The organism is Duganella sp. Dugasp56, assembly GCF_047304105.1.
In the GTDB taxonomy this organism is placed as follows: Bacteria; Pseudomonadota; Gammaproteobacteria; order Burkholderiales; family Burkholderiaceae_D; genus Rugamonas; species Rugamonas hordei.
The window spans coordinates 171,632-192,941 of sequence record NZ_JBGLYQ010000005.1 but is presented as its reverse complement, the minus strand read 5'-3'; the positions used below and the strand labels follow the sequence as shown (position 1 = coordinate 192,941).

General features: G+C 63.7%; 18 protein-coding genes and 1 tRNA gene. 11 read left to right on the top strand and 8 right to left on the bottom strand.

Going from position 1 to position 21,310, the window contains the following annotated elements:
* From ACCD07_RS05045 to ACCD07_RS05025, 5 genes are read left to right on the top strand one after another with little or no spacing between them, the layout of a single operon-like run.
* Window positions 1-1,560: a sugar ABC transporter ATP-binding protein gene (locus tag ACCD07_RS05045; RefSeq protein ID WP_413446695.1), complete on the top strand. Its 1,560-nt coding sequence runs from the start codon at window positions 1-3 to the stop codon at window positions 1,558-1,560.
* Window positions 1,553-2,575, top strand: coding sequence for an ABC transporter permease (locus ACCD07_RS05040; RefSeq protein WP_413446694.1), 1,023 nt, complete (start codon window positions 1,553-1,555; stop codon window positions 2,573-2,575). The genes ACCD07_RS05045 and ACCD07_RS05040 overlap by 8 nt, the downstream gene beginning before the upstream one ends.
* A complete protein-coding gene (yjfF, locus tag ACCD07_RS05035; RefSeq protein ID WP_176651438.1) occupies window positions 2,572-3,561 on the top strand; it encodes a galactofuranose ABC transporter, permease protein YjfF in 990 nt (329 codons plus the stop codon). Before ACCD07_RS05040 ends, yjfF begins: the two co-directional genes overlap by 4 nt.
* Window positions 3,562-3,584: 23 nt before the next feature.
* Window positions 3,585-4,547 (top strand): glycoside hydrolase family 43 protein, encoded by a 963-nt coding sequence (locus tag ACCD07_RS05030; protein WP_176652098.1) that lies wholly within the window; start codon window positions 3,585-3,587, stop codon window positions 4,545-4,547.
* 56 nt (window positions 4,548-4,603) lie between these two features.
* Complete coding sequence (locus ACCD07_RS05025; protein ID WP_176651437.1) at window positions 4,604-5,542, top strand: LysR family transcriptional regulator; 939 nt, start codon at window positions 4,604-4,606, stop codon at window positions 5,540-5,542.
* 100 nt (window positions 5,543-5,642) lie between these two features.
* Here the strand turns inward: ACCD07_RS05025 and ACCD07_RS05020 are convergent, their stop codons facing one another.
* Window positions 5,643-5,972: a four-helix bundle copper-binding protein gene (locus tag ACCD07_RS05020; RefSeq protein WP_413446693.1), complete on the bottom strand. Its 330-nt coding sequence runs from the start codon at window positions 5,970-5,972 to the stop codon at window positions 5,643-5,645.
* A gap of 142 nt (window positions 5,973-6,114) precedes the next feature.
* Here ACCD07_RS05020 and ACCD07_RS05015 point away from each other — a divergent pair, with 142 nt between their 5' ends.
* Together ACCD07_RS05015 and ACCD07_RS05010 are read left to right on the top strand one after the other, a co-directional pair.
* Window positions 6,115-7,053, top strand: coding sequence for a helix-turn-helix domain-containing GNAT family N-acetyltransferase (locus tag ACCD07_RS05015; protein WP_176651435.1), 939 nt, complete (start codon window positions 6,115-6,117; stop codon window positions 7,051-7,053).
* Window positions 7,054-7,117: 64 nt separating this feature from the next.
* Window positions 7,118-9,532, top strand: a complete 2,415-nt coding sequence (locus ACCD07_RS05010) for a penicillin acylase family protein (RefSeq protein WP_413446692.1) — start codon at window positions 7,118-7,120, stop codon at window positions 9,530-9,532.
* 7 nt (window positions 9,533-9,539) lie between these two features.
* Here the strand turns inward: ACCD07_RS05010 and ACCD07_RS05005 are convergent, their stop codons facing one another.
* The 6 genes from ACCD07_RS05005 to ACCD07_RS04980 all read right to left on the bottom strand — a co-directional run bounded on the left by ACCD07_RS05005 (window position 9,540) and on the right by ACCD07_RS04980 (window position 17,178).
* Entirely contained in the window at window positions 9,540-11,744 is a 2,205-nt protein-coding gene (locus tag ACCD07_RS05005) for an OsmC domain/YcaO domain-containing protein (RefSeq protein ID WP_413446691.1), read from the bottom strand.
* 40 nt (window positions 11,745-11,784) lie between these two features.
* Complete coding sequence (locus tag ACCD07_RS05000; RefSeq protein WP_413446690.1) at window positions 11,785-13,011, bottom strand: acyltransferase family protein; 1,227 nt, start codon at window positions 13,009-13,011, stop codon at window positions 11,785-11,787.
* A gap of 130 nt (window positions 13,012-13,141) precedes the next feature.
* Window positions 13,142-13,642: a VOC family protein gene (locus ACCD07_RS04995; protein ID WP_413446689.1), complete on the bottom strand. Its 501-nt coding sequence runs from the start codon at window positions 13,640-13,642 to the stop codon at window positions 13,142-13,144.
* 71 nt (window positions 13,643-13,713) lie between these two features.
* A complete protein-coding gene (locus ACCD07_RS04990; RefSeq protein ID WP_413446688.1) occupies window positions 13,714-14,472 on the bottom strand; it encodes a LytR/AlgR family response regulator transcription factor in 759 nt (252 codons plus the stop codon).
* Window positions 14,460-15,524, bottom strand: coding sequence for a sensor histidine kinase (locus tag ACCD07_RS04985; RefSeq protein ID WP_413446687.1), 1,065 nt, complete (start codon window positions 15,522-15,524; stop codon window positions 14,460-14,462). Before ACCD07_RS04985 ends, ACCD07_RS04990 begins: the two co-directional genes overlap by 13 nt.
* A gap of 19 nt (window positions 15,525-15,543) precedes the next feature.
* A complete protein-coding gene (locus tag ACCD07_RS04980) occupies window positions 15,544-17,178 on the bottom strand; it encodes a Na+/H+ antiporter (RefSeq protein WP_176651428.1) in 1,635 nt (544 codons plus the stop codon).
* Window positions 17,179-17,290: 112 nt separating this feature from the next.
* Here ACCD07_RS04980 and ACCD07_RS04975 point away from each other — a divergent pair.
* The 3 genes from ACCD07_RS04975 (at window position 17,291) to ACCD07_RS04965 (ending at window position 19,191) form a co-directional block, all read left to right on the top strand.
* Window positions 17,291-17,366, top strand: a tRNA-Gly gene (locus tag ACCD07_RS04975).
* A gap of 157 nt (window positions 17,367-17,523) precedes the next feature.
* Complete coding sequence (locus tag ACCD07_RS04970; RefSeq protein ID WP_176651427.1) at window positions 17,524-18,486, top strand: chemotaxis protein; 963 nt, start codon at window positions 17,524-17,526, stop codon at window positions 18,484-18,486.
* A gap of 123 nt (window positions 18,487-18,609) precedes the next feature.
* Window positions 18,610-19,191: a DJ-1/PfpI family protein gene (locus ACCD07_RS04965; protein ID WP_176651426.1), complete on the top strand. Its 582-nt coding sequence runs from the start codon at window positions 18,610-18,612 to the stop codon at window positions 19,189-19,191.
* On the opposite strand, the gene fghA is transcribed toward ACCD07_RS04965, so the two are convergent.
* Window positions 19,192-20,037, bottom strand: a complete 846-nt coding sequence (gene fghA, locus ACCD07_RS04960) for an S-formylglutathione hydrolase (RefSeq protein WP_413446686.1) — start codon at window positions 20,035-20,037, stop codon at window positions 19,192-19,194.
* Between the two features lie 85 nt (window positions 20,038-20,122).
* Here fghA and ACCD07_RS04955 point away from each other — a divergent pair, with 85 nt between their 5' ends.
* Window positions 20,123-21,310: a cation:proton antiporter gene (locus ACCD07_RS04955; RefSeq protein WP_176651424.1), complete on the top strand. Its 1,188-nt coding sequence runs from the start codon at window positions 20,123-20,125 to the stop codon at window positions 21,308-21,310.

Below are 21,310 nucleotides of genomic sequence, written 5' to 3'. Positions count from 1 at the left end.
ATGAGTACTTTATCTTCGCCGGTCCTTGAGCTGCGGGGGATCAGCAAGTCTTTCCCCGGCGTGAAGGCTTTGAGCGGCGTGGCGCTGAACCTGTATCCGGGCGAGGTGCATACGCTGATGGGACAGAACGGCGCCGGCAAGTCGACCCTGATCAAGGTGCTGACCGGTGTGTACACGCCCGACGCGGGACAGATCCTGCTGGAAGGGACGCCGATACAGCCTGCTTCCACGCTGGAGGCTCAGAACCTGGGCATCAGCACCGTTTATCAGGAAGTGAATCTTTGCCCGAATCTGTCGGTGGCCGAGAATATTTTCATCGGCCGCTATCCGCGCAAACTGGGCCGCATCGACTGGCGCGGCATGCAACAGCAGGCCACATCGCTGCTGGAGCGGATGCAGATACGGATCGATGTGACGCAGCCGCTGGCGCGCTATCCGCTGGCGATTCAACAGATGGTGGCGATTTCGCGGGCATTGCTGGTGTCGGCCAAGGTGCTGATATTGGACGAGCCGACTTCCAGTCTCGACGAGAAGGAAGTGGAGCTGTTGTTCAGCGTCCTGCGTGGCCTGCGCGAGCAGGGCATGGCGATTCTGTTTGTGACGCACTTCCTGGACCAGACCTATGCGATCTCGGACCGCATCACGGTCATGCGCAACGGTGAGCGGGAAGGCGAGTACGCCTGCAGCGAGCTGTCGCGGCTTGAGCTGGTGAACAAGATGGTGGGCGTGCCAGCCGGCGATACGGCAGCAGAACCCGCAGCCGAACCAGCCGCCGCGGCTCCGTCGTCCGCCGCCGCGGCGCCGGCCGAGGCGACGTTGAAGCTGCCGGCCTTTCTCCGCGCGCTCGGGCTGGGACGCAAGGGTGCGCTGGCGCCGATGGATATCGAACTGCGTCAAGGCGAGCTGCTGGGCCTTGCCGGCCTGCTGGGCTCCGGCCGCACCGAGGCGGCACGCCTTCTGTTCGGCGCCGACCGCGCGGACAGCGGCACCATCTCCATCGACGGCAAAGACCACAACTTCAACTCCCCGCGCGACGCCATCGCCGCAGGCATCGGCTTCTGTTCGGAAGACCGCAAGCATGAAGGCGCCGTCCTGGAACTCTCTGTGCGCGAAAACCTGATCCTCGCCTTGCAGGCCCGCCTCGGCATCATGCGCGCCATCCCGATGAAGCGTCAGCAGCAGCTGGCCGAGGATTACGTCAAGGCGCTCGGCATCAAGACCGCCAGCATCGAGACCCCGATCGGCACGCTCTCCGGCGGCAACCAGCAAAAGGTACTGCTGGCGCGCTGGATGGCCACCGAGCCGAAAATGCTGATCCTGGACGAGCCGACGCGCGGCATCGACGTGCGCGCCAAGCAGGAGATCATGGACTATGTAACGGCCTTGTGCCGCAAAGGTATGGCGATATTATTCATTTCATCCGAGCTGCCGGAAGTATTGCGCTGCAGCGACCGCATCGTCGTCATGCGGGACCGCAAGGCCGGCGGCGAATATCCACGCGGTGCGCTGGACGAAACGTCGGTGCTGCATGTGATCGCGGCGGGAGACGCGCATGAATAACCTGTTCCGTCCCCTGGCCGCGTTGGCGGCCCTGCTGCTGATCGACCTGCTGCTAGTGCCGGGCTTCTTCCATCTCGAGATCAAGGACGGCCACCTGTACGGCAGCCTGATCGACATCGCCAACCGCGCGGCGCCTCTGGTGCTGGCCGCGTTGGGCATGACGCTGGTGATCGCCACGCGCGGCATCGATATCTCGGTCGGCGCGGTGGTCGCGATCAGCGGCACCGTGGCGGCCATGCTGATCGGCGGCACGATGGTGATGCAGAACGGCGTACCCGAATACGTCGCCAACACGCCGATGGTCTGGGCCTTGTGCGCGGCCATGGGGGCTGCGCTGCTGTGCGGCGCCTGGAACGGCCTGCTGGTGGCGGGACTGGGTCTGCAGCCCATCGTCGCGACGCTGATCCTGATGGTGGCGGGGCGCGGCCTGGCGCAGCTGCTGACGGACGGCCAGATCGTCACCGTCTACTACAAGCCGTTCTTCTTCCTGGGCAGCGGCTACCTGTTTGGACTGCCGTTCTCGCTGTTCATCGTGGCCGCCGTGTTCCTGGTCACCGCGCTGTTGATGCGCAAGACCGCGCTCGGCCTGTTCATCCAGGCGGTCGGCATCAATCCGGTGGCCGCCAGGCTGGCGGGCTTGAAGACGGCGGTGCTGATCTTCTTCGTCTACGTATTCTGCAGCGCCTGCGCCGGATTGGCAGGCCTGATGATCAGCGCGAATATCAAGAGCGCGGACGCCAACAACGCCGGCCTGTTGCTGGAGCTGGATGCGATCCTGGCGGTCACGCTGGGCGGCACCTCCCTCGCGGGCGGTAAATTCAGCCTGGCCGGCAGCGTGATCGGTGCGCTGATCATCCAGACGCTGACTTACACCATCTACTCGCTCGGCCTGCCGCCGGAGATCAATATGGTGGTCAAGTCGGTGGTGGTATTCCTGGTCTGTCTGTCGCAGTCGGCCGAATTCAAGAACATGTGGCGTGCTATTCGCACGAATGTAAAAGGCAAGGCAGCATGAGCACGATGATTAAAAGCGGGCGCGCCTGGATGGCGTCGCCATATTTCACTTCGCTGGTCACGGTCGGGCTGTTGATCGTGTTGCTGGGCGCCGGCGGCTTCGCCTATCCCGGCTTCCTGTCGTTGCAGGTGCTGTTCAATCTCTTGATCGATAACGCCTTCCTGCTGGTGATCGCCGTCGGCATGAGCTTCGTCATCCTCTCCGGCGGCATCGATCTGTCGGTCGGTTCGGTGCTGGCGCTGACGACGATGGTTTCCGCCACGCTGTTGCAAAGCTGGCACCTGCCGCCGTTGCTGGTGATCGCCATCGTGCTGGTGCTGGGCGCCGGCTTCGGCGCGGCGATGGGCGCGATGATCCATTACTTCAAGCTGCAGCCTTTCATCGTCACGCTGGCGGGCATGTTCCTGGCGCGCGGCCTGTGCTACCTGATCAGCATTAACTCGATCACCATCGACGATCCGCTGTACGTGGCGATGTCGCAAACCCAGTTGCCGATACTGGGCGGCTTCATCTCGCCCGGCGCGCTGATCGCGCTGCTGACACTGGCCGCAGCCATCTACGTCGCCCACTGCACGCCGTTCGGCCGCGCCATCTACGCGGTCGGCGGCAACGAGCAGTCGGCGCTGATGATGGGCTTGAGGGTAGGGCGCACCAAGGTGCTGATCTACGCCTTCAGCGGCTTCTGCGCCGCGCTGGCGGGCGTGCTGTTCTCGTTCTACATGTTGTCCGGCTATGGTCTGCATGCGCAGGGCACGGAACTCGATGCCATCGCCGCCGTGGTCATCGGCGGCACGCTGCTAAGCGGCGGCTACGGCTACGTGGCCGGTTCGCTGTCCGGCGTGCTGGTACTGGGCACCATCCAGACGCTGATCGCCTTCGACGGCACGCTCAGCTCGTGGTGGACCAAGATCGTCATCGGCGGCCTGCTGTTCGTATTCTGCGTCGTGCAGCGCCTGATGGCGATGGGCGCCGCATCAAAAAAATAATACCGGAGATAGCCATGAGGAATATGATCAAATGCGCCGCCGTTGCTGCTGGTGCCGCCGCCGCCTTGTTGACGGTGGCCGGTGCGCAGGCGGCCAATCCGCTGTTCCCCAAGCTGTTCACCGCCGATCCGTCGGCCTACGTGGACAACGGCACCGTCTACCTGTACGTCGGCCATGACGAGGCCGCGCCAAAAGGCCGCGACTACTTGATGAAGGAATGGCGCGTCTACAGCAGCTGCGACATGAAGAACTGGACCGACCGCGGCTCGCCGCTGCAGGCCTCGACCTTCAAGTGGGCCAAGGGCCAGGCCTGGGCGGCCGACGTCACCAAGCGCGACGGCAAATACTATTTCTATTCGACGGTAGATCACGCGACGATACCGGGCTTTGCCATCGGCGTCGCCGTTTCCGACAGCCCCACCGGTCCCTTCGTCGACGCGCGCGGCTCGGCACTGGTCACCAACGACATGACGCGGCAAACGGCGATCACCTGGGACGACATCGACCCGGCCATCTTCCAGGACGACGACGGCCAGGCTTATCTCTACTGGGGCAACACGGTGCTGAAGTATGCGAAGCTGAAGCCGAACATGACCGAGTTGGACGGCCCGATCCAGACCGTCGGCATGGACATGTTCACCGAGGCGTCCTACCTGCACAAGCATAACGGCACATACTATTTATCCTATTCGCGCAACTTCCCCGAGGAGACGGCGTACATGACGGGGCCAAGCGCCACCGGCCCATGGCAGTACCGCGGCACGATCATGTCGAAGAACGCCAAGGTCAAGACCATCCACCAGGCCATCATCGACTTCAACGGCAAGTCCTACATCTTCTATCACAACGCCAAGCTGCCCGGCGGTGGCGAGTACCGCCGTTCGGTGGCGGTGGAGGAGTTTGCATACAACGCCGATGGCACTATCCCGTTCATCAAGCAGACCGCGGAAGGCCCGGCCGCCAACCCCAGCCCGGCATGCAAGTGATAACTAAACAGTCGGTATCCTGTTCTTCTCAATACTGATTGTGATATCATTTTTCCATGGAAACTAACCCGAACTGGTTCTTGCGCGCGCGCCTCAAAACGCGCCAGCTGCTGCTGCTGATCGCGCTCGACGAACAACGCAATATCCACCGCGCCGCCGAAGAGCTGCACATGACCCAGCCCGCCGCGTCCAAGCAGCTCAAGGACCTGGAGGAGATGCTTGGCGTGCAGCTGTTCGAGCGCCTGCCGCGCGGCATGGAGCCGACCATCTACGGCGAGACGATGATACGCCACGCGCGCATGGCGTTGACCAGCCTCTCGCTGGCGCACGAGGACATCGTCGCCATCAAGGCCGGCTTGAGCGGACAGGTGGACATCGGCACCATCATGACGCCGGGGATCGCGCTGCTGCCGCAGGCGATCACCAAGACCAAGCAGCAGGCGCCCAAGCTGCGCATCGGCGTCGAGATGGAACAGTCCAACATCCTGCTGGAGCAACTGCAGCGCGGGCGGCTGGATTTCATGATCGGCCGCATTCCCGAACGGCAGAGCGCCGAGGGCCTGAGCTACGAAGAACTGGGCGACGAGCCGGCGTGCGCCGTGGTGAGGCCCGGCCATCCGCTGCTGAAGGCGCGCAACCTGACGCTGCGCGACATCGCCAACCAGCCGTGGATACTGCCGCCGCAAGGCAGCATCCTGCGTGCGCGCTGCGAACTGATGTTCCGCCGCGCGGGCCTCGAAGTGCCGGTCAACGTGGTCGACACCACGGCTGTGCTGCTGATTAAACCGCTGCTGCAGCAGACGGACGCGCTCAACGTCATGCCGATCGCGGTCGCCAAATATTATGAGTCGCAGAATGTGCTCAACATCCTGCCGATCGAACTGCCGTGCCGCATGGATGCGTACGGCATCGTCACGGTGGACGGCCACATCATGTCGCCGGGCGCGGAACTGCTGCTGAAGGCCGTGCGCGAAGTGGCCAAGGAACTCTACTAAGAAGACGTTTCAAAACGACCGTGGCGTTGTTGCGACTCCTAGCCGTGCAGGCGCACTGTCTTCGTCGCCGCGCCTAGCCACGCTCATTTTGAAACGCCTTCTAGTCCATCATCTTGTGGCAGGTGTGCTCGCAGGCTTCGCAGGCGCGGGCGCATTCCTCCATGCCGTCCAGTTCCAGGCAGCTCAGTGCGCAGGCGTGGCAGATGTCCGCGCACAGCGCGCACAGGCGCGGCGCGTACGGCGATCCGCTCAATTGAAGGTTGGCGCAGGACTCGCAGATGCTGGCGCAATCCATCATCAGCCGGAAGTGCTCCGGCTCGACGTGGCGTCCGCCTACTTGCAGGCAGTGGGTGAGTGCGGTCTGCAGGCAGGCCTGGTGGCAGTTGGCGCAGGCGTCTATGCAGTCCTGCATGTCGGGAGCTGATTCCATGGCGGTTCCTTTCAGGGAGAAGACCATCCTATGCCCGCGCGCGGCCGGATTCTGTGCGTTGCCTAACCTCGCAGGCATGATGTTGTTGACTCAGTCAACCATATATTGCAAAATGGCTGGACTTTCCTAGTCGGAGTCTGCAATGGCTGTCCCTGCTTTCGACGACCGCGTTGCCGCGGTCCGTTCCTTCAACCGTTTTTTCACGCGCCAGATCGGCGTGCTGCGCGAAGGCCTGCTGCACAGCGAATACACGCTGACCGAGATGCGCGTGCTGTATGAACTGGCGCATCACGGCGACCAGCCCGCCGCCACGCTGGGCCGCGACCTGGGACTCGATCGCGGTTACCTGAGCCGCATCCTGGCCAAGTTCGAGGCCGCCGGCATGGTGGCCAAGGTGCCGTCGGCCACCGACGGCCGCACCAAGCTGCTGCACATGACCGGGCATGGTCATGCCGTGTTCGAGCCGTTCGACCGCCGCTCGCGCGAGGAGGTGGGCGACCTGCTGGGCCGCTTCGACGAGTCCGACCAGCTGCGCATGCTCGACGCGATGCGCACCATCCAGCAGGTGCTCGATTCAGGCGGCGGCATGAAGTACGCCCAGCCCTTTGTGCTGCGTGCCCACCGGCCTGGCGACATGGCGTGGATCACGCGCCGCCATGGCGAGATGTACACGGCGGAGCAGGGCTGGGACGCCAGCTTCGGCACGCTGGTCGGCCAGATTTGCGAGGACTTCGAACGCAACTTCGATCCGGCGCTGGAGCACTGCTGGATCGCCGAGATGGGCGGCCAGCCGGTCGGTTCGATCGCGCTGGCGCGCAGCGGCGAGGAAGGCGTGGCCAAGCTGCGGCTGTTGCTGGTGGACGAGCAGGCGCGCGGCTACGGCCTCGGATCGAGGCTGGTGGACGAGTGCCACCGCTTCGCGCGCGCCGCCGGCTACCGCAGGATGCGGCTGTGGACCACCGACCAGCAAAAAGAGGCGCGCCAGATCTACCGTAACAAAGGCTACGTGCTGGTGGGCGAGGAGCCGGTGCACGCGTTCGGCCAGGACATGGTCAACGAGACCTGGGAGCTTGAGCTCTAGACAGTGGACTGCAAAGCCGGTTCTCTGGCACTATCCCGATACTTCTACGAATAACGGGGATGCTATGCAAAAGAACAGGCTGGCGGTATGGTCCGGGCGTGTCTTGTTGGCTGCGGTGGGATTGCTGGTGCTGGCTGTTGCGGCGGCCTGGCTGTATTTGCGCGGCAGCCTGGCGCAGCTCGACGGGACGCTGCAGGCCGCCGGCCTGGAGACCACGGTCAGCGTGGCGCGCGACGAGCACGGCGTTCCATTGATCAGCGGCGGCAGCCGGCTCGATGTGGTCTATGCCACCGGCTTCGTGCACGCGCAGGAGCGCTACTTCCAGATGGATCTGCTGCGCCGCGTAGCGGCCGGCGAATTGTCCGAGCTGTTCGGCGAGCGCGCGCTGCCGCTCGACAAATCCCACCGACTGCACCGCTTCCGCGCCCGCGCCGAACTGGCGCTGAAGGCCATGCCGGCAACCGACCTTGCGCTGCTGGAGCGTTACACGGCGGGCGTCAATGCCGGCCTGGGCGCCTTGAGCGCCAAGCCGTTCGAGTATGCGCTGATAGGCTTGCCGCCGCGCGCCTGGTCCGCCGCCGATTCGCTGCTGGTCATCTGGGCCATGTACTTCGACCTGCAAGGCGGCCAGGAGCCGCGTGAACTGGCGCGCGGCTGGTTCAAGGACCACGCCACCGAAGAGCAGCGCGCCTTCCTGGCGCCCGAGTCCACGCAGTGGGATGCGCCGCTCGACGCGCAGTCCATCGCCGCCGGCGAAGTCGCGATACCGGCGGCGGCGCCTGCCTGGTGGGGCAAGCCGAAAGCGTCCGGCGCGCAGACGCTGACCGATCCGAAAGTGGCGGCGGCCGAATTCCTCAACACGGTGGGCAGCAACAACTGGGCGGTGGCGGGCAGCCGCAGCGACAGCGGCGCGGCCATCGTCTCGGACGATATGCACCTCGGCATCCAGCTGCCGGCGATCTGGTACCGCGCCGCGCTGCAGTTCCCGGACGGGAAGGGCGGTCAGCGCCGCATCGTCGGCGTCACGCTGCCCGGCACGCCGGCGGTGGTGGTCGGCAGCAATGGCCACGTGGCCTGGGGCTTCACCAACAGCTACGGCGACTACCTGGACCTGATCGCGCTAGATACCGATGCCGCCAAGCCCGGCCAGGTGCGCACGCAGGCCGGCTGGGAAACGCCGGCGGTGCACAATGAAACGATACTCATCAAAGGCGCGCCGGCGCAAACGCTGGCGGTGCGCGAAACCTCGCTCGGTCCGATCCGCGTGGCGATGGGCCGCAGCTACGCGATCCACTGGGTGGCCCACACGACGGCAGCCGTCAACCTCAATGCGCGCAAGCTGGAGTTTGCCGATACACTGGACCAGGCGCTGGCGATCGCGCCGACGATGGGCATCCCGGCGCAGAACTTCGTCGCCGGCGACGACAAGGGCAATATCGGCTGGACCATCGCCGGCCCGCTGCCGCGCCGCGCGCCGGCTGGTGTGGCGGCCACCTATCCGCTGAGCGCGGACGACCAGGCCGGCGTGTGGACCGGCTGGCTGACGCCGGAGGAATATCCGAAAATCGTCAATCCCGCCGGCGGCCAGCTGGCCACGGCCAACAGCCGACAATTGGCGAACGCCGGCGCGGAACTGCTGGGCGACGGCGGCTTCGATCTCGGCGCGCGCACGCACCAGGTCCGTGACGACCTGACCGCGCTGGGCGCCAAAACCGATGTGAAAAAAGCCTACGCGATCACGCTGGACGACCGCGCCGTGTTCCTGACGGCATGGCACGAGCGCGCCATCGCGGCGCTGGACGCCAAGGCCGTGGACGGGCATCCGAAGCGCATCGAAGCGCTGAAGCTGCTGAAGGACAGCTGGAGCGGCAGGGCCAGCGTGGATTCGGTCGGCTACCGCATCACGCGCGCCTACATGTACGCGCTGCACGACATCCTGTTCGAAAGCGCCAACGAGGAAATGGCCAGGATCGATGCGAAGGCCAACATGGCGTCGGTGACGTCGCGCTGGCCGGTGGTGCTGGCGCGCTTGCTGGACCAGCAGCCGGCGGGCTGGCTGCCGCCGCAGTACGCCAACTGGCAAGCCTTGCAGCTCGCCGCGCTGGACCGCGCGATCGGCAGCCTGACCAAGGACGGCCAGCAGCTGTCGGCCGCGACCTGGGGCCAGCGCAACACGGCGGCCAGTGCGCATCCATTCGCGGCGGTGGTGCCGGTGCTGGGCAAGTACCTGAAGGTAGCGCCGGACATGCTGCCGGGCGACCAGCACATGCCGCGCGTCTCGGGGCCGTCGTTCGGCCAGTCGGAACGGCTGACGGTGTCGCCGGGCCACGAGGAACAGGGGATATTCAATATGCCCGGAGGGCAGAGCGGCCATCCATTGTCGCCATACTTCCTCGATGGCCGCGGCGACTGGGTCAGCGGGCGTGAGACGCCACTGCTGCCCGGACCGGCGCAGCATACGCTGACGTTTGTGAAGTGATCCGACCCTAGCTGGAGGTGGCCGCTGCCTTGGCCCGCGCCGCGTGCAGCTTTTTGTAGCTGTCGATCAGGCGCTCATGCCGGTCGAGCCCCTCCAGCTTGATGCTGGTTGGCGTCAAGCCAAAGAAGCGCACGCTGCCGTCCACAGAGCCCATCACCGCGTCCATCCGAGGGTTGCCATACATCCGGCGGAAATTGACCTCGTAGTCGTCCAGTTCCAGCTCGTCGTCCAGCTCGACCTCCAGCACCACATTCAAGGCCTGATAAAACAATCTGCGCTCGGCCGTGTTGTCGTTGTACTGGAGGAAGGCCTCGACCAGTTCCTGCGCCTCTTCAAACTGCTGCAAGGCGAGGTGTATCAGCAACTTCAACTCCAGCACCGTCAGCTGGCCCCAGTCCGTATTCTCGTCAAACTCGACGCCGATCAATGTGGCGATGTCGCCGTAGTCATCCAGCTCGTTGTTCTCCAGGCGATCAAGCAGCGCCTCCAGGCTGGCATCGTCCAGGCGGTGCAAGTTCAGGATATCGGCGCGGAACAGCAGCGCCTTGTTGGTGTTATCCCAGACCAGATCGTCCAGCGGATAGACTTCCGAATAACCCGGCACCAGGATGCGGCAGGCGGTGGCGCCCAGATCGTCATACACCGCCATGTACGCTTCCTTGCCCATGTCCTTCAGAATGCCGAACAAGGTCGCGGCTTCCTCGGCGTTGGAGTTCTCGCCGTGGCCGGAGAAATCCCATTCGACAAAATCGTAATCGGCTTTGGCGCTGAAGAAGCGCCACGACACGATGCCGCTGGAATCGATGAAGTGTTCGACAAAGTTATTCGGCTCGGTCACGGCGTTGCTGGCGAAGGTAGGCCGAGGCAAATCGTTCAGGCCTTCAAAGCTGCGGCCCTGCAGCAATTCCGTCAGGCTGCGTTCCAGCGCCACCTCCAGGCTTGGGTGCGCGCCGAACGAGGCAAACACGCCGCCGGTACGCGGGTTCATCAAGGTCACGCACATCAACGGGTACACGCCGCCCAGCGACGCATCCTTCACCAGCACCGGGAAGCCTTGCTCTTCCAGGCCCTGGATGCCGGCCAGGATGCCGGGGTATTTCGCCAGCACTTCCTGCGGCACATCCGGCAAGGCGATTTCGCCTTCAATAATTTCGCGCTTGACCGCGCGTTCGAAAATCTCCGACAGGCATTGCACCTGCGCTTCGGCCAGCGTGTTACCGGCACTCATGCCATTGCTGACGTAGAGATTCTCGATCAGGTTGGACGGGAAGTACACGACCTCGCCGTCCGACTGCCGCACATACGGCAACGAACAGATGCCGCGCTTCACATTGCCGGAGTTGGTGTCGATCAGGTGCGAACCACGCAGCTCGCCGTCGGGATCGTAAATCTTCCGGCAGTATTCATCGAGGATTTCAGGCGGCAGCGCATCTTTGCGGCCGGGTTTGAACCAGCGCTCGTTCGGATAATGGACGAAATCGGCGTTGCCGATGTCCTCGCCCCAAAACGCACCGGCGTAGAAGTGGTTGTTATTCAGTCGCTCGATATACTCGCCCAGCGCCGACGCCAAAGCGCTTTCCTTGGTCGCGCCCTTGCCGTTGGTGAAGCACATCGGCGAGTGCGCGTCGCGGATGTGCAGCGACCACACATTGGGAACGATATTGCGCCACGATGCGATTTCGATCTTGATGCCCAGGCGCGCCAGAACGCCCGACATATTGGCGATGGTTTGTTCCAGCGGCAGATCCTTGCCCGGAATATAGGTGCTTGCATCGGAATCCGGATTCAGCGTCAGCAGCGCCTGGGCGTCGGCATCCAGATTCGCTACCTCTTCAATCACGAATTCGGGCCCGGCCTGCACCACTTTTTTCACCGTGCAGCGGTCGATGGAGCGCAGGATGCCCTGGCGGTCCTTGGCGGAGATATCCTCCGGCAGCTCGACCTGGATCTTGAAAATCTGCTGGTAACGGTTTTCCGGATCAACAATATTATTCTGCGACAGGCGGATATTTTCGGTTGGAATGTTGCGAGTTACACAATACAACTTCACGAAGTAAGCCGCGCACAAGGCCGATGACGCCAAAAAATAATCGAACGGACCGGGCGCCGAGCCATCGCCCTTATAGCGGATAGGCTGGTCGGCGACCACCGTAAAATCATCGAACTTGGCTTCGAGACGTAGCTTGTCGAGAAAGTTGACCTTAATTTCCATGGGGTAATCCTAAACTGTGCGCAAAATGATCTGGGCGCTATTATCCGTTGTTTAGGCCGTATGGCATAGGTTGTTGAGCGCCCTCCAGGGCCGGCGACATCGATACGGAGGTGCGCGGGGCTTTGCCCAGCCCGAACAGCGGGCGCAGCACGGCGACGCGGCGGACCACTTCGAATATGCCGAAGCTGAGGACAAAGGTCAGCACGATCAGCACCGCGCTTTCCACGCCGGGCGCCATCTTCACCGGCTTGAGCGTGTGTGCCATGCCGACGATCAGCGTCTGGTGCAGGATGTAGACCGGGAACACGGCTTCGGTCAGGTAGCGGCGCTTGGCGCTGTCGAAGGCCAGGTGGCGATGGCCGAAGCCGCAGATAGCCATGATCGGCGCCCATTGGCCGATGCAGAAGACCAAGCGCCATACCGGCTTCAGTTGCGCGATGAGCGGCAGGTCACCCATCGATTCAGGCATCAGGTGCAGGCAGGTCACCACCACCCAGCTGCCCAGCCACGCCGCCAGGCTGGTCCAGCGCAGCTTGTCGACGTTGTCCCAGAAGCCGTTTTGCATCGCCAGCATGGCGCCCATCATGAACAGGAAGAAGTAGTGGGCGTGGTTGTACCAGTCGTTGACCAGGGCGTGGGTGGCCGGGAAGCTTTCGACCAGCGCGTAGCGGACGATGAACAGCACCAGCACCGGCAGCACGATGATTTTCCAGCCGTTCAGCAGGCGGCCAAGTTTATCGGACCATGATTGCAGGCGCGCGGCACCGGCCAGCATTGCGATCGCGCCGATCACCATCGTGTAGGCCCACAGGTAGACGACGAACCACAGGTGGTTCCAGGTCGGCAGGTCGAGGCAGTGGCCATCCTTGCAGAAGCCGTGATAGCCCTGGATATACAGGCGCATGAAATTCAGGTAGCTGCCGGCGTAGTTCAGCTTCTCCACCACTTCAAAGTACGATTGCGGCGGCACGATGACCAGCATGCCGAACACCAGCGGCACCAGCAGGCGCCAGCTGCGCTGCTTGAGCAACGCGCCGACGCGGACCTTCTTCAGCATGAATGAGGTGGCGACGCCGGAAATCATGAACAACAAGCCGAGGCGCCACGGCGAGGACAACAGCATCAGTGGCTCGATGGAGTCGCTGGCGTAGGGGCTTTTGACGTGCCAGTCCCAGGTCACGTAGTACATCCCGGTGTGATAAAAAATCAGCACGAAGAAGGCGAAGATGCGGATCCAGTCGAGGAAGTAGAGGCGTTGATTATTCATTGCAAGCTCCTTTTTAATGTAGCCAGATTAGCCACACCCGCCTCCAGGGTCCAGCATCATGGGGCGAAATGGGAGCCGGATGGGGCGAATCGGGCCGGGCAGGGGCTTGCAGGGGTTTGCAATAAGCAGGTCAGGCAGCGGCGTAAGCTTTCTTCAAGGCCGCGAGGTCGAGCTTTTTCATCGTCATCAAAGCGCTCATCACGCGGCCGGCTTTTTCGGCCTCCGGGTCCATCAGCATGGTCGGCAGCGCCGTCGGCACAACCTGCCAGGACAGGCCGAATTTATCGGCCAGCCAGCCGCATTGCTGGGCTTCGGGCGCGCCGCCTTCCGACAGGCGGTCCCAGAAATGGTCGATCTCCTCCTGGCTTTCGCAATTGACGACGAACGACACCGCCGGCGTGAACTGGAACACCGGACCGCCATTCAGCAGCGTGAACTTCTGGCCGTCCAGTTCCAGCGCGACGGTCATCGCGCTGCCGGGCGGCTGGCCGTGCTGCTCCTTGCCGGCCTCGGTGTAGCGGGCGATGTGACAGATCTTCGAGTTGCGGAAAATGCCGACATAATATTCGGCCGCTTCTTCCGCCTGGCCGGAGAACCACAGGAAGGGGGTGATCTTTTGAAGACTGTGCATGTCATTGCTCCTGATCGATGTAGACGGCGCCTGCTGTCCGGGCGCAGGCCGGCCCTTTGCTGCCGAAAAGCCTAGCAGGATGGCGGTCGCTCCGGCGCACGGATGGGCGATTGCGGAGCCTGCAAACGATCCATGACTTCGGCGCGGTACTGGCGTGAGCAGGGCACGCGCGCGCCGCTGCGCAGCACCAGTTCGCTGTCGCCCTTGTCGAGGTTTTGCACGCCGGCGATCCAGTCCAGTTGCACCGCCGCGCGGCGGTGGCAGCGCTGGAAGCGCGGGCCCAGCTTGTCGACCAGGCCGGCCAGCGTCTGGCGCATCAGCGGCTGGGCGTCGGCGGTATGCAGCACGACGTAGTTGTCGGCCGTTTCTATCCACTGGATCTGCTCGACCTTGACGATGCGCGTGCCGCCGCGCTCGGGGATCAGCAACTGGCTGATGGCGGGCAGCGGATGCACGGCCATTAATGCCTGGGGATGCGCCAGCCGTTCGCGCACGCGCTGCAGCGCGCGTTGCAGGCGCTGCTGGTCGTAGGGCTTGAGCAGGTAGTCGACGGCGTTGGCGTCGAAGGCTTGGATCGCATACTGGTCGTAGGCGGTGACGAACACCACCAGCGGCGCCGGTGACGGCAGCGAGGCGGCGACATCCAGGCCGCTGACTTCGGGCATCTGGATGTCCAGCAGCAGCACGTCGGGCGCGAAGGCAGGCAGGCGCTCGAGCGCTTCGACGCCGTCGCGCGCTTCCTCGATGGCGGTGATGCCGGGCTCCTGTTCCAGCAGGCGCCGCATCTTGTCGCGCGCGGGGCGTTCGTCGTCGACGATCAGGATACGCATGGCAGCCGCATTTCTGCCCGCACGCCGGCGGGCGACAGTTGGATCAGATCGAAGGAAGCGCCGGCGCCGTACAGCGCGGACAAGCGCTCCCGCAGGTTGCGCACGCCGATGCCTCCGGAGGCCGATGCGCCGTCGGCAGGCAGCATGCCGCCGTCGTCTTCCAGCCGCAGCACCATGGCATCCTGTTCGCGGCTGGCGGAAATCGCGATGGACGTCGCCTGGCGATGTTTTTCGACGGTGTGCTTGAAGATATTCTCCAGTAGCGGCTGCATGCTCATCACCGGGACCTGACACCCCAGCAGCGCGTCGTCGATGTGCCAGGCGATGTGCACGCGGTCGGAAAACCGTTCCGCCATCAACGCCGCATAGCCGCGCAGCAGGCGCAGCTCCACTTCCAGCGGCACGCTGGGCTTGCCACTGACGTCGAGCGTGGTGCGCAGCACGTCGGCCAGCTGGATCAGCATGGCGTCGGCGCGCATCACGTCGCTGTGCATCAGCGACGATATCGTATTGAGGGCATTGAACAGGAAGTGCGGCTGCATCTGCTGTGTGAGCGTCAGCAGCTGGGCTTCGCGCATCGCCGCGTTGGCGCGTTCGACGCGCAGCTTTTCGTTCTGCATGGCGTGATAGGACAGCACGCCGAACATGATGGTGGTGAAGATGCTGAAGTACACCGTCATCTTGATGTCTTCGTACAGAAAGGTCTGCGGCCACGGCATGTGCGTGTAGGTTTGCCCGGCCATCGCATATACCGCGTGGCGGATGCCGAAGGCCACCGGCACGAACGCCACCCAGTAGATCGGCAGCCACGCCAGCTGGCGCGCGAACCAGCGCACCGGTGCATGCAGCAGGTAGTCGTACTTGCGGGTGAAGTGGCGCTGCAACAGCAGCAGCATGGTGCCGGTCAGCGCCGACGACGATTCCCACACGATCGGCTTCCACACCTCGTGGTGATGGTCGCGCAGGTATTCCTGCACGGCGGTGGTGTTCATCAGCACCCAGAACAAGATCCAGGCGACGGCGATGGTGATTTGGGTGCGTTTTGGCAGCATGATGATATAGGATATGGGCCTAGCGGTAGCGCGCTTCCATCAAATCGATTTCCCGCACCAGCTTGCGCGAGATTTCGTCGGAGATGCGGTCGTGCCGCGCCAATTCCCACACGGTGTGGCGCTCTGCCTCCAGCGCGGCCAGCCGCAGTTCCTTTTCGGCGTGGTCGGTCTTGCGCCAGGCGGCGTCGTTTTCCGGATCGACTTCCTTCAGCTTGTGCTCATAGAAGGCGATCACCCGCGCCGCCGCTTCGGGATAGGCTTCCGGATCGATGCAGGTCTCTGCCTCCATCAGGGCGACCTGCGTGTGCTCGATGGCGGCGATGGCGGCGTTGGCCGCTTCGCGCCGCGCCAGGTCTTCTTCCTGCTGTTCCTCGGGTTCGGCCGGGAAGGTCATGCCGCCCAGCAGGCGCGGCAAGCCAAGGCTGGCGACCAGCAGCGACACCAGAATCACCGAACAGGCCAGGAATATGGTCAGCGCGCGGGCCGGGAAGGGCGAGCCGTCCGGCATCGTCAGCGGCAGCGTCAGCACGCCGGCCAGCGTGATCGCGCCGCGCGCGCCGGCCAGTGTGGTGGCCAGCAGCAGCCGCAGCTTGATCTTCATGCGCGGCTGGTGGCGCATCTTCTGCTTGTAGATGGTCAGCCGCAGCGAGGCCCATACCCACAGCATGCGCATCACCAGCAGGCCGACGTTGATGGCGACGGCGTACACGGCCAGCCACCACGGATTCAGGTGGCCGCTTTCCTCGATCGACGCGCTGGCGCCCTTGAACACGTCCGGCAACTGCTCGCCCAGCAGCACGAACATGATGCCGTTCAGCGCGAACTGCACCGTGTCCCACACGGCGGAGCGCTGGATGCGGGTGTTGGCCAGTGCATGGCCGCTCAGTTCCACGTAGCTCATGGTGATGCCGGCCGCCACCGCCGCCAGGATGCCGGAAGCGTGCAGACGCTCCGCCACCAGGTAGGCGCCGAACGGCAGCAGCAGGTTGACCAGGATGGGCGAGCCGACCGGTTCACCGAAATGGCGGGTCAACCAGCGCTGCACCCAGGTGACGACCCACGTCACGCCGACGCCGGCGGCGATGCCGGCCACCACCAGCCAGACGAAGGTGAGGGCGGCGGTGCCGACCGAGAACGCGCCGGTCAGCGCGGCGGCCACGGCGAAGCGGAAGCACACCAGGCCGCTGGCGTCGTTCAGCAGCGATTCGCCTTCCAGGATGTGCATCAGGCGCTTGGGGATGGGCGTGGTGGCGGCGATCGAGCTGACGGCGACCGGATCGGTCGGCGAGATGATGGCGGCCAGCGCGAAAGCCACCGGCAGCGGCATGGCCGGGATCAGCCAGTGGATCAGGAAGCCGGCACCGATGACGGTGAAGATCACCAGCCCCAATGCCAGCTCGAGGATGGTGCCCTTGTCGCGCAGCAGGCCGCTCTTGGGGATGCGCCAGCCGTCCAGGAACAGCAGCGGCGGAAGGAAGACCAGGAAGAACAGGTCCGGCTCCAGGTCCACGCCACGGGTCGACTTGGCGGCGATCAGCGCGCCGAGGGCGATCTGCACGATAGGCAGCGGCACCGCGCGCGGCAGCAAACGGGTCAGGTAGGCGCTCGCCACCACCGCCAGCAGCATGATCAGCACGACTTCGATAGAATCCATTCCTGTCCTAAATCAAGTAAACGATGGCAAGCTTACACTATCGGCCATTTTGCAAAAAGTTGGCGATATGCACTAGTAAAACGGAAATCTTTCTGTCATAATTCTTGCCTCTGCGGGAGTAGCTCAGTTGGTAGAGCGCAACCTTGCCAAGGTTGAGGTCGAGAGTTCGAGACTCTTCTCCCGCTCCAGAATTCGGTAGCAAATCAAAAGGAAGCCCGCGGGCTTCCTTTTTTGTTGTATGCGGTGCTTTAAATCAAGATCGCCGCCGTCAAAAAGTGACGTATGTCTAGTGCAAACGTTATACTTGAAACGCTATGGAAGCTACCACCGACGGAGACGAAATCTATGAAATCAGTTCAGCAGGAAGTTGATGAGCGCAGTAATCTGACCAACTCCAATAAATTCGAACTGCTACTGTTCCGCCTGGGCGGCGACGCCAACGGCGAACATTCCGAGTTGTTCGGTATTAACGTCTTCAAAATCCGCGAAATCGTCGCGATGCCGGAAGTCACCGCAGTGGCCGGATCCGCGCCGCACATGCTGGGCGTCGTCAATCTTCGCGGACAAATCATCACGGTGCTCGATTTGCCGGGCATCGTCGGTGTGACCCCAAAAACTGGTCTGAACATCATGCTGGTCACCGAGTTCGCCCGCACCACGCAAGCGTTTGCGGTGGAATCGGTGGAAGAAATCGTCCGCCTGGACTGGAGCCAGGTGCTGACCGCCGAAGGTACCGCGGGCGGCAAGGTCACGAGTATCGCCCGTGTCGATGGCGACGTGCAGAACACCCGCCTGGCGCAAGTGCTGGACGTGGAAACCATCCTGCGCGAGCTGGTGCCGCCGGAAGGCAAGGACGTCGATCCTGAAACCATCGGACCGAAAGTGCTGCTGAAGGCCGGCGCCGTGATCCTGGCTGCCGACGATTCGGTGGTCGCGCGCAACCTGATCGAAAAGGGTCTGGAAGCGATGGGCGTGCACTTCATCATGACCAAGTCCGGCAAGGAAGCGTGGGACCGCCTGCAGCACATCTCCGACGGCGCCAAGGCCGAAGGCGTGCCGATCAGCGACCGCGTGGCCATGGTGCTGACCGACCTGGAAATGCCGGAAATGGACGGCTTCACGCTGACCCGCCTGATCAAGCAGGATGCGCGTTTCTCCAAGATCCCCGTGGTGATCCACTCTTCGCTGACGGGCAAGACCAACGAAGACCACGTCAAGGGCGTGGGCGCGGATGCGTACGTGGCCAAGTTCTCGGCCGAGGACCTGGCCGGCACCATCCGCACCGTGCTGGGCAACGCCGCCGCGTAATCTCAGGGCATAAGCACGACGGGCGCAAAGCGCGTCAGCGCGAACAAGGGTAGTATCGGAGGGCCGTGACGGCGACGTCGCGGCCCTCCGTTTTTTTACGCTTGTTTTTCGAAAGGATATACCGTGGCAGCTAAGAAAATACTGTTTTTGACGGGCGACTTTGCGGAAGATTACGAGACCATGGTGCCGTTCCAGGCGCTGCAGATGGTCGGGCATACGGTGCATGCCGTCTGTCCCGGCAAGGACGCCGGCGACACCATCAAGACCGCCATCCACGACTTTGAAGGCGACCAGACCTACACCGAAAAACCCGGCCACCTGTTCGCGCTGAACGCCGCATTCGCCGACGTCGACGTGGCCCAGTACGATGCGCTGATGATCGCCGGGGGAAGGGCGCCGGAATACCTGCGGCTCAATCCGCGCGTGATTGAAATCGTCCAGCAGTTCGCGGCGGCGTCGAAGCCGATTGCCGCCGTATGCCACGGCGCGCAGGTGCTGGCGGCGGCCGACGTAATCCGCGGCAAGACGATTTCCGCCTATCCCGCGTGCTCGCCGGAGGTCAAGCTGGCCGGCGCGAACTATGCCGACATCGCGGTCGACCAGGCGGTCACAGACGGCATCTTCGTCACCGCGCCGGCCTGGCCTGCGCATCCCGCGTGGCTGGGGCAGTTCCTGCAGCGCCTCGGCACCGAGATCAAACTGTAGCTATAGCGCGGCGAGACAGCGCGCATGGAAGCGGATGTGGTCTTCCATGAACGTCGAGATGAAGTAGTAGCCGTGATCGTAACGCGCATGCCGCCGCAGTTCCAGCGGCTGCGCGGCGTTGCGGCAGGCCGCCTCGAACACTTCCGGATACAGCTGCTCGGCCAGGAATTTATCCCCCAGTCCCTGGTCGATCAGAATGCCGGCCGGGAAGGGCGTCTGCAGGCGCGCCATCAGCAGGCTGGCGTCGTGCTGTTCCCACGCCGCCGTGTCCTCGCCCAGGTAGGCGCTGAAGGCCTTCTTCCCCCACGGGCACATCGACGGCGCCGCGATCGGCGCAAACGCCGAGACGGAGCGGAATACGTCCGGCCGCTTGAGCGCCAGCGTCAGCGCGCCGTGGCCGCCCATCGAATGGCCGAAGATGCCGATGCGTTCTCCATCGACCGGCAGTTCGCTCACCACCAGTTCGCGCAGTTCGTGGAGGTAGCTGTCCATGCGATAGTGCGCGGACCATGGCTCCTGCGTCGCGTCCAGGTAGAAGCCGGCGCCGACGCCGAGATCCCAGTTGTCCGTTTCGCCGTCGACGCCGGCGCCGCGCGGGCTGGTGTCCGGCGCGATCAGTATCAGTCCCGCTTCCGCCGCGGCGCGCTGTGCGCCGCCCTTGATCATGAAAGTCTCTTCGTTGCAGGTCAGGCCGGCCAGGTAGAACAGCGCCGGCACGCGGCGTTCCGCCGCCTCGATCGGAATGAAAACGGCGAAGCGCATCGGCAGGCCGATCTCGCGCGACGCATGGCGATAGAAGCGCTGCACGCCGCCAAAACAAGCGTGTTCACTGATTAATTCGAGCATGTTGGTTCCTTATGTTCCTTAGCGCACAGTGACAGCGCCGGTAATTGTTCAGAATTGTACAAGTATCTTTAAAAAGGAGAAGTACATGCCGGATATTCAGGTCATCATGACCGAACTAGGCTGGCCATTAGCGATCGCGGTGGCCTGGCTGACAGGTGAATTCCTGCACCGTTGGACCCGTCTGCCCCGCATCAGCGTTTACGGGCTGGTTGGCTTTTTGCTGGCGCAGGCGTTTCCCGCCGCGCTGAGCAGCGGCGCATCGAGCACGGTGACCTTGCTGGCCAACCTGGCCTTTGGACTTATCCTGTTTGAATTCGGCTATCGCATCAACCTGCACTGGCTGCGCATCAATCCATGGATCGCTGTCAGTGGCCTGGCCGAATCGGCCGCCACGTTCGGCGCGGTCTACCTGATCTCGCACCTGACCGGCATGCCGCCGCTGACCTCATTGCTGCTGGCGTCGCTGGCGATGTCGACCTCGCCGGCCGGCGTGCTGCGCGTGATTAACGAAGAGGACAGCTCGGGGCAGGTGACCGAGCGCGTGCTGCACCTGGTGGCGATCAACTGCGTGCTGGCGGTGTTCGTGTTCAAGGTGGTGGTCGGCTTCTGGGTGTTCCAGACTTCCGGCAGCCTGACGCAGGCCGTGTCGCACAGCCTGATCGAGCTGCTGGTGTCGGCCGCGCTGGGCGCGGTGTTCGGCTTCCTGGTGCCCGCCGTGCTGCGCCGTCTCGGCGCGCTGGCGCAGGACGGCACCATCGCTTTCGCGCTGGGCGTGATCCTGCTGGTGGCGATGGCGCATGCCTTCGACGTCTCGCCGGTGCTGGCGACGCTGACCTTCGGCCTGGCCGCGCGCCACAGCCGCGTGGCCTTCAGCCGCACCGAGCGCAATTTCGGCGGCATCGGCGAACTGCTGACGGTGCTGCTGTTCGTGTTCGCCGTCTCCACGCTGGAATGGGACCGCGTGGTCGATGGCGCGGGCCTCGGCCTGGTGCTGCTGCTGGCGCGCTTTGTAGTCAAGGCCGGCGCGGTGGCGGCATTCGCCAAGGTGAGCGGCATTTCGTGGCGCAAGGGACTGTTGACCGGCATCGCGCTGTCGCCGATGTCGGTGTTCGTCATCCTGCTGCTGGAGCAGACTAAATACATGGGTATCGTGCTGGTCGACGAACTGGCCGCGCTGGCGGCGATGACACTACTGCTGGAAGTGATCGGCCCCGTCATCACGCAGCGCGCGCTAATCTGGGCCAACGAAACCCCGGCTAAAGAGGAGCATTAA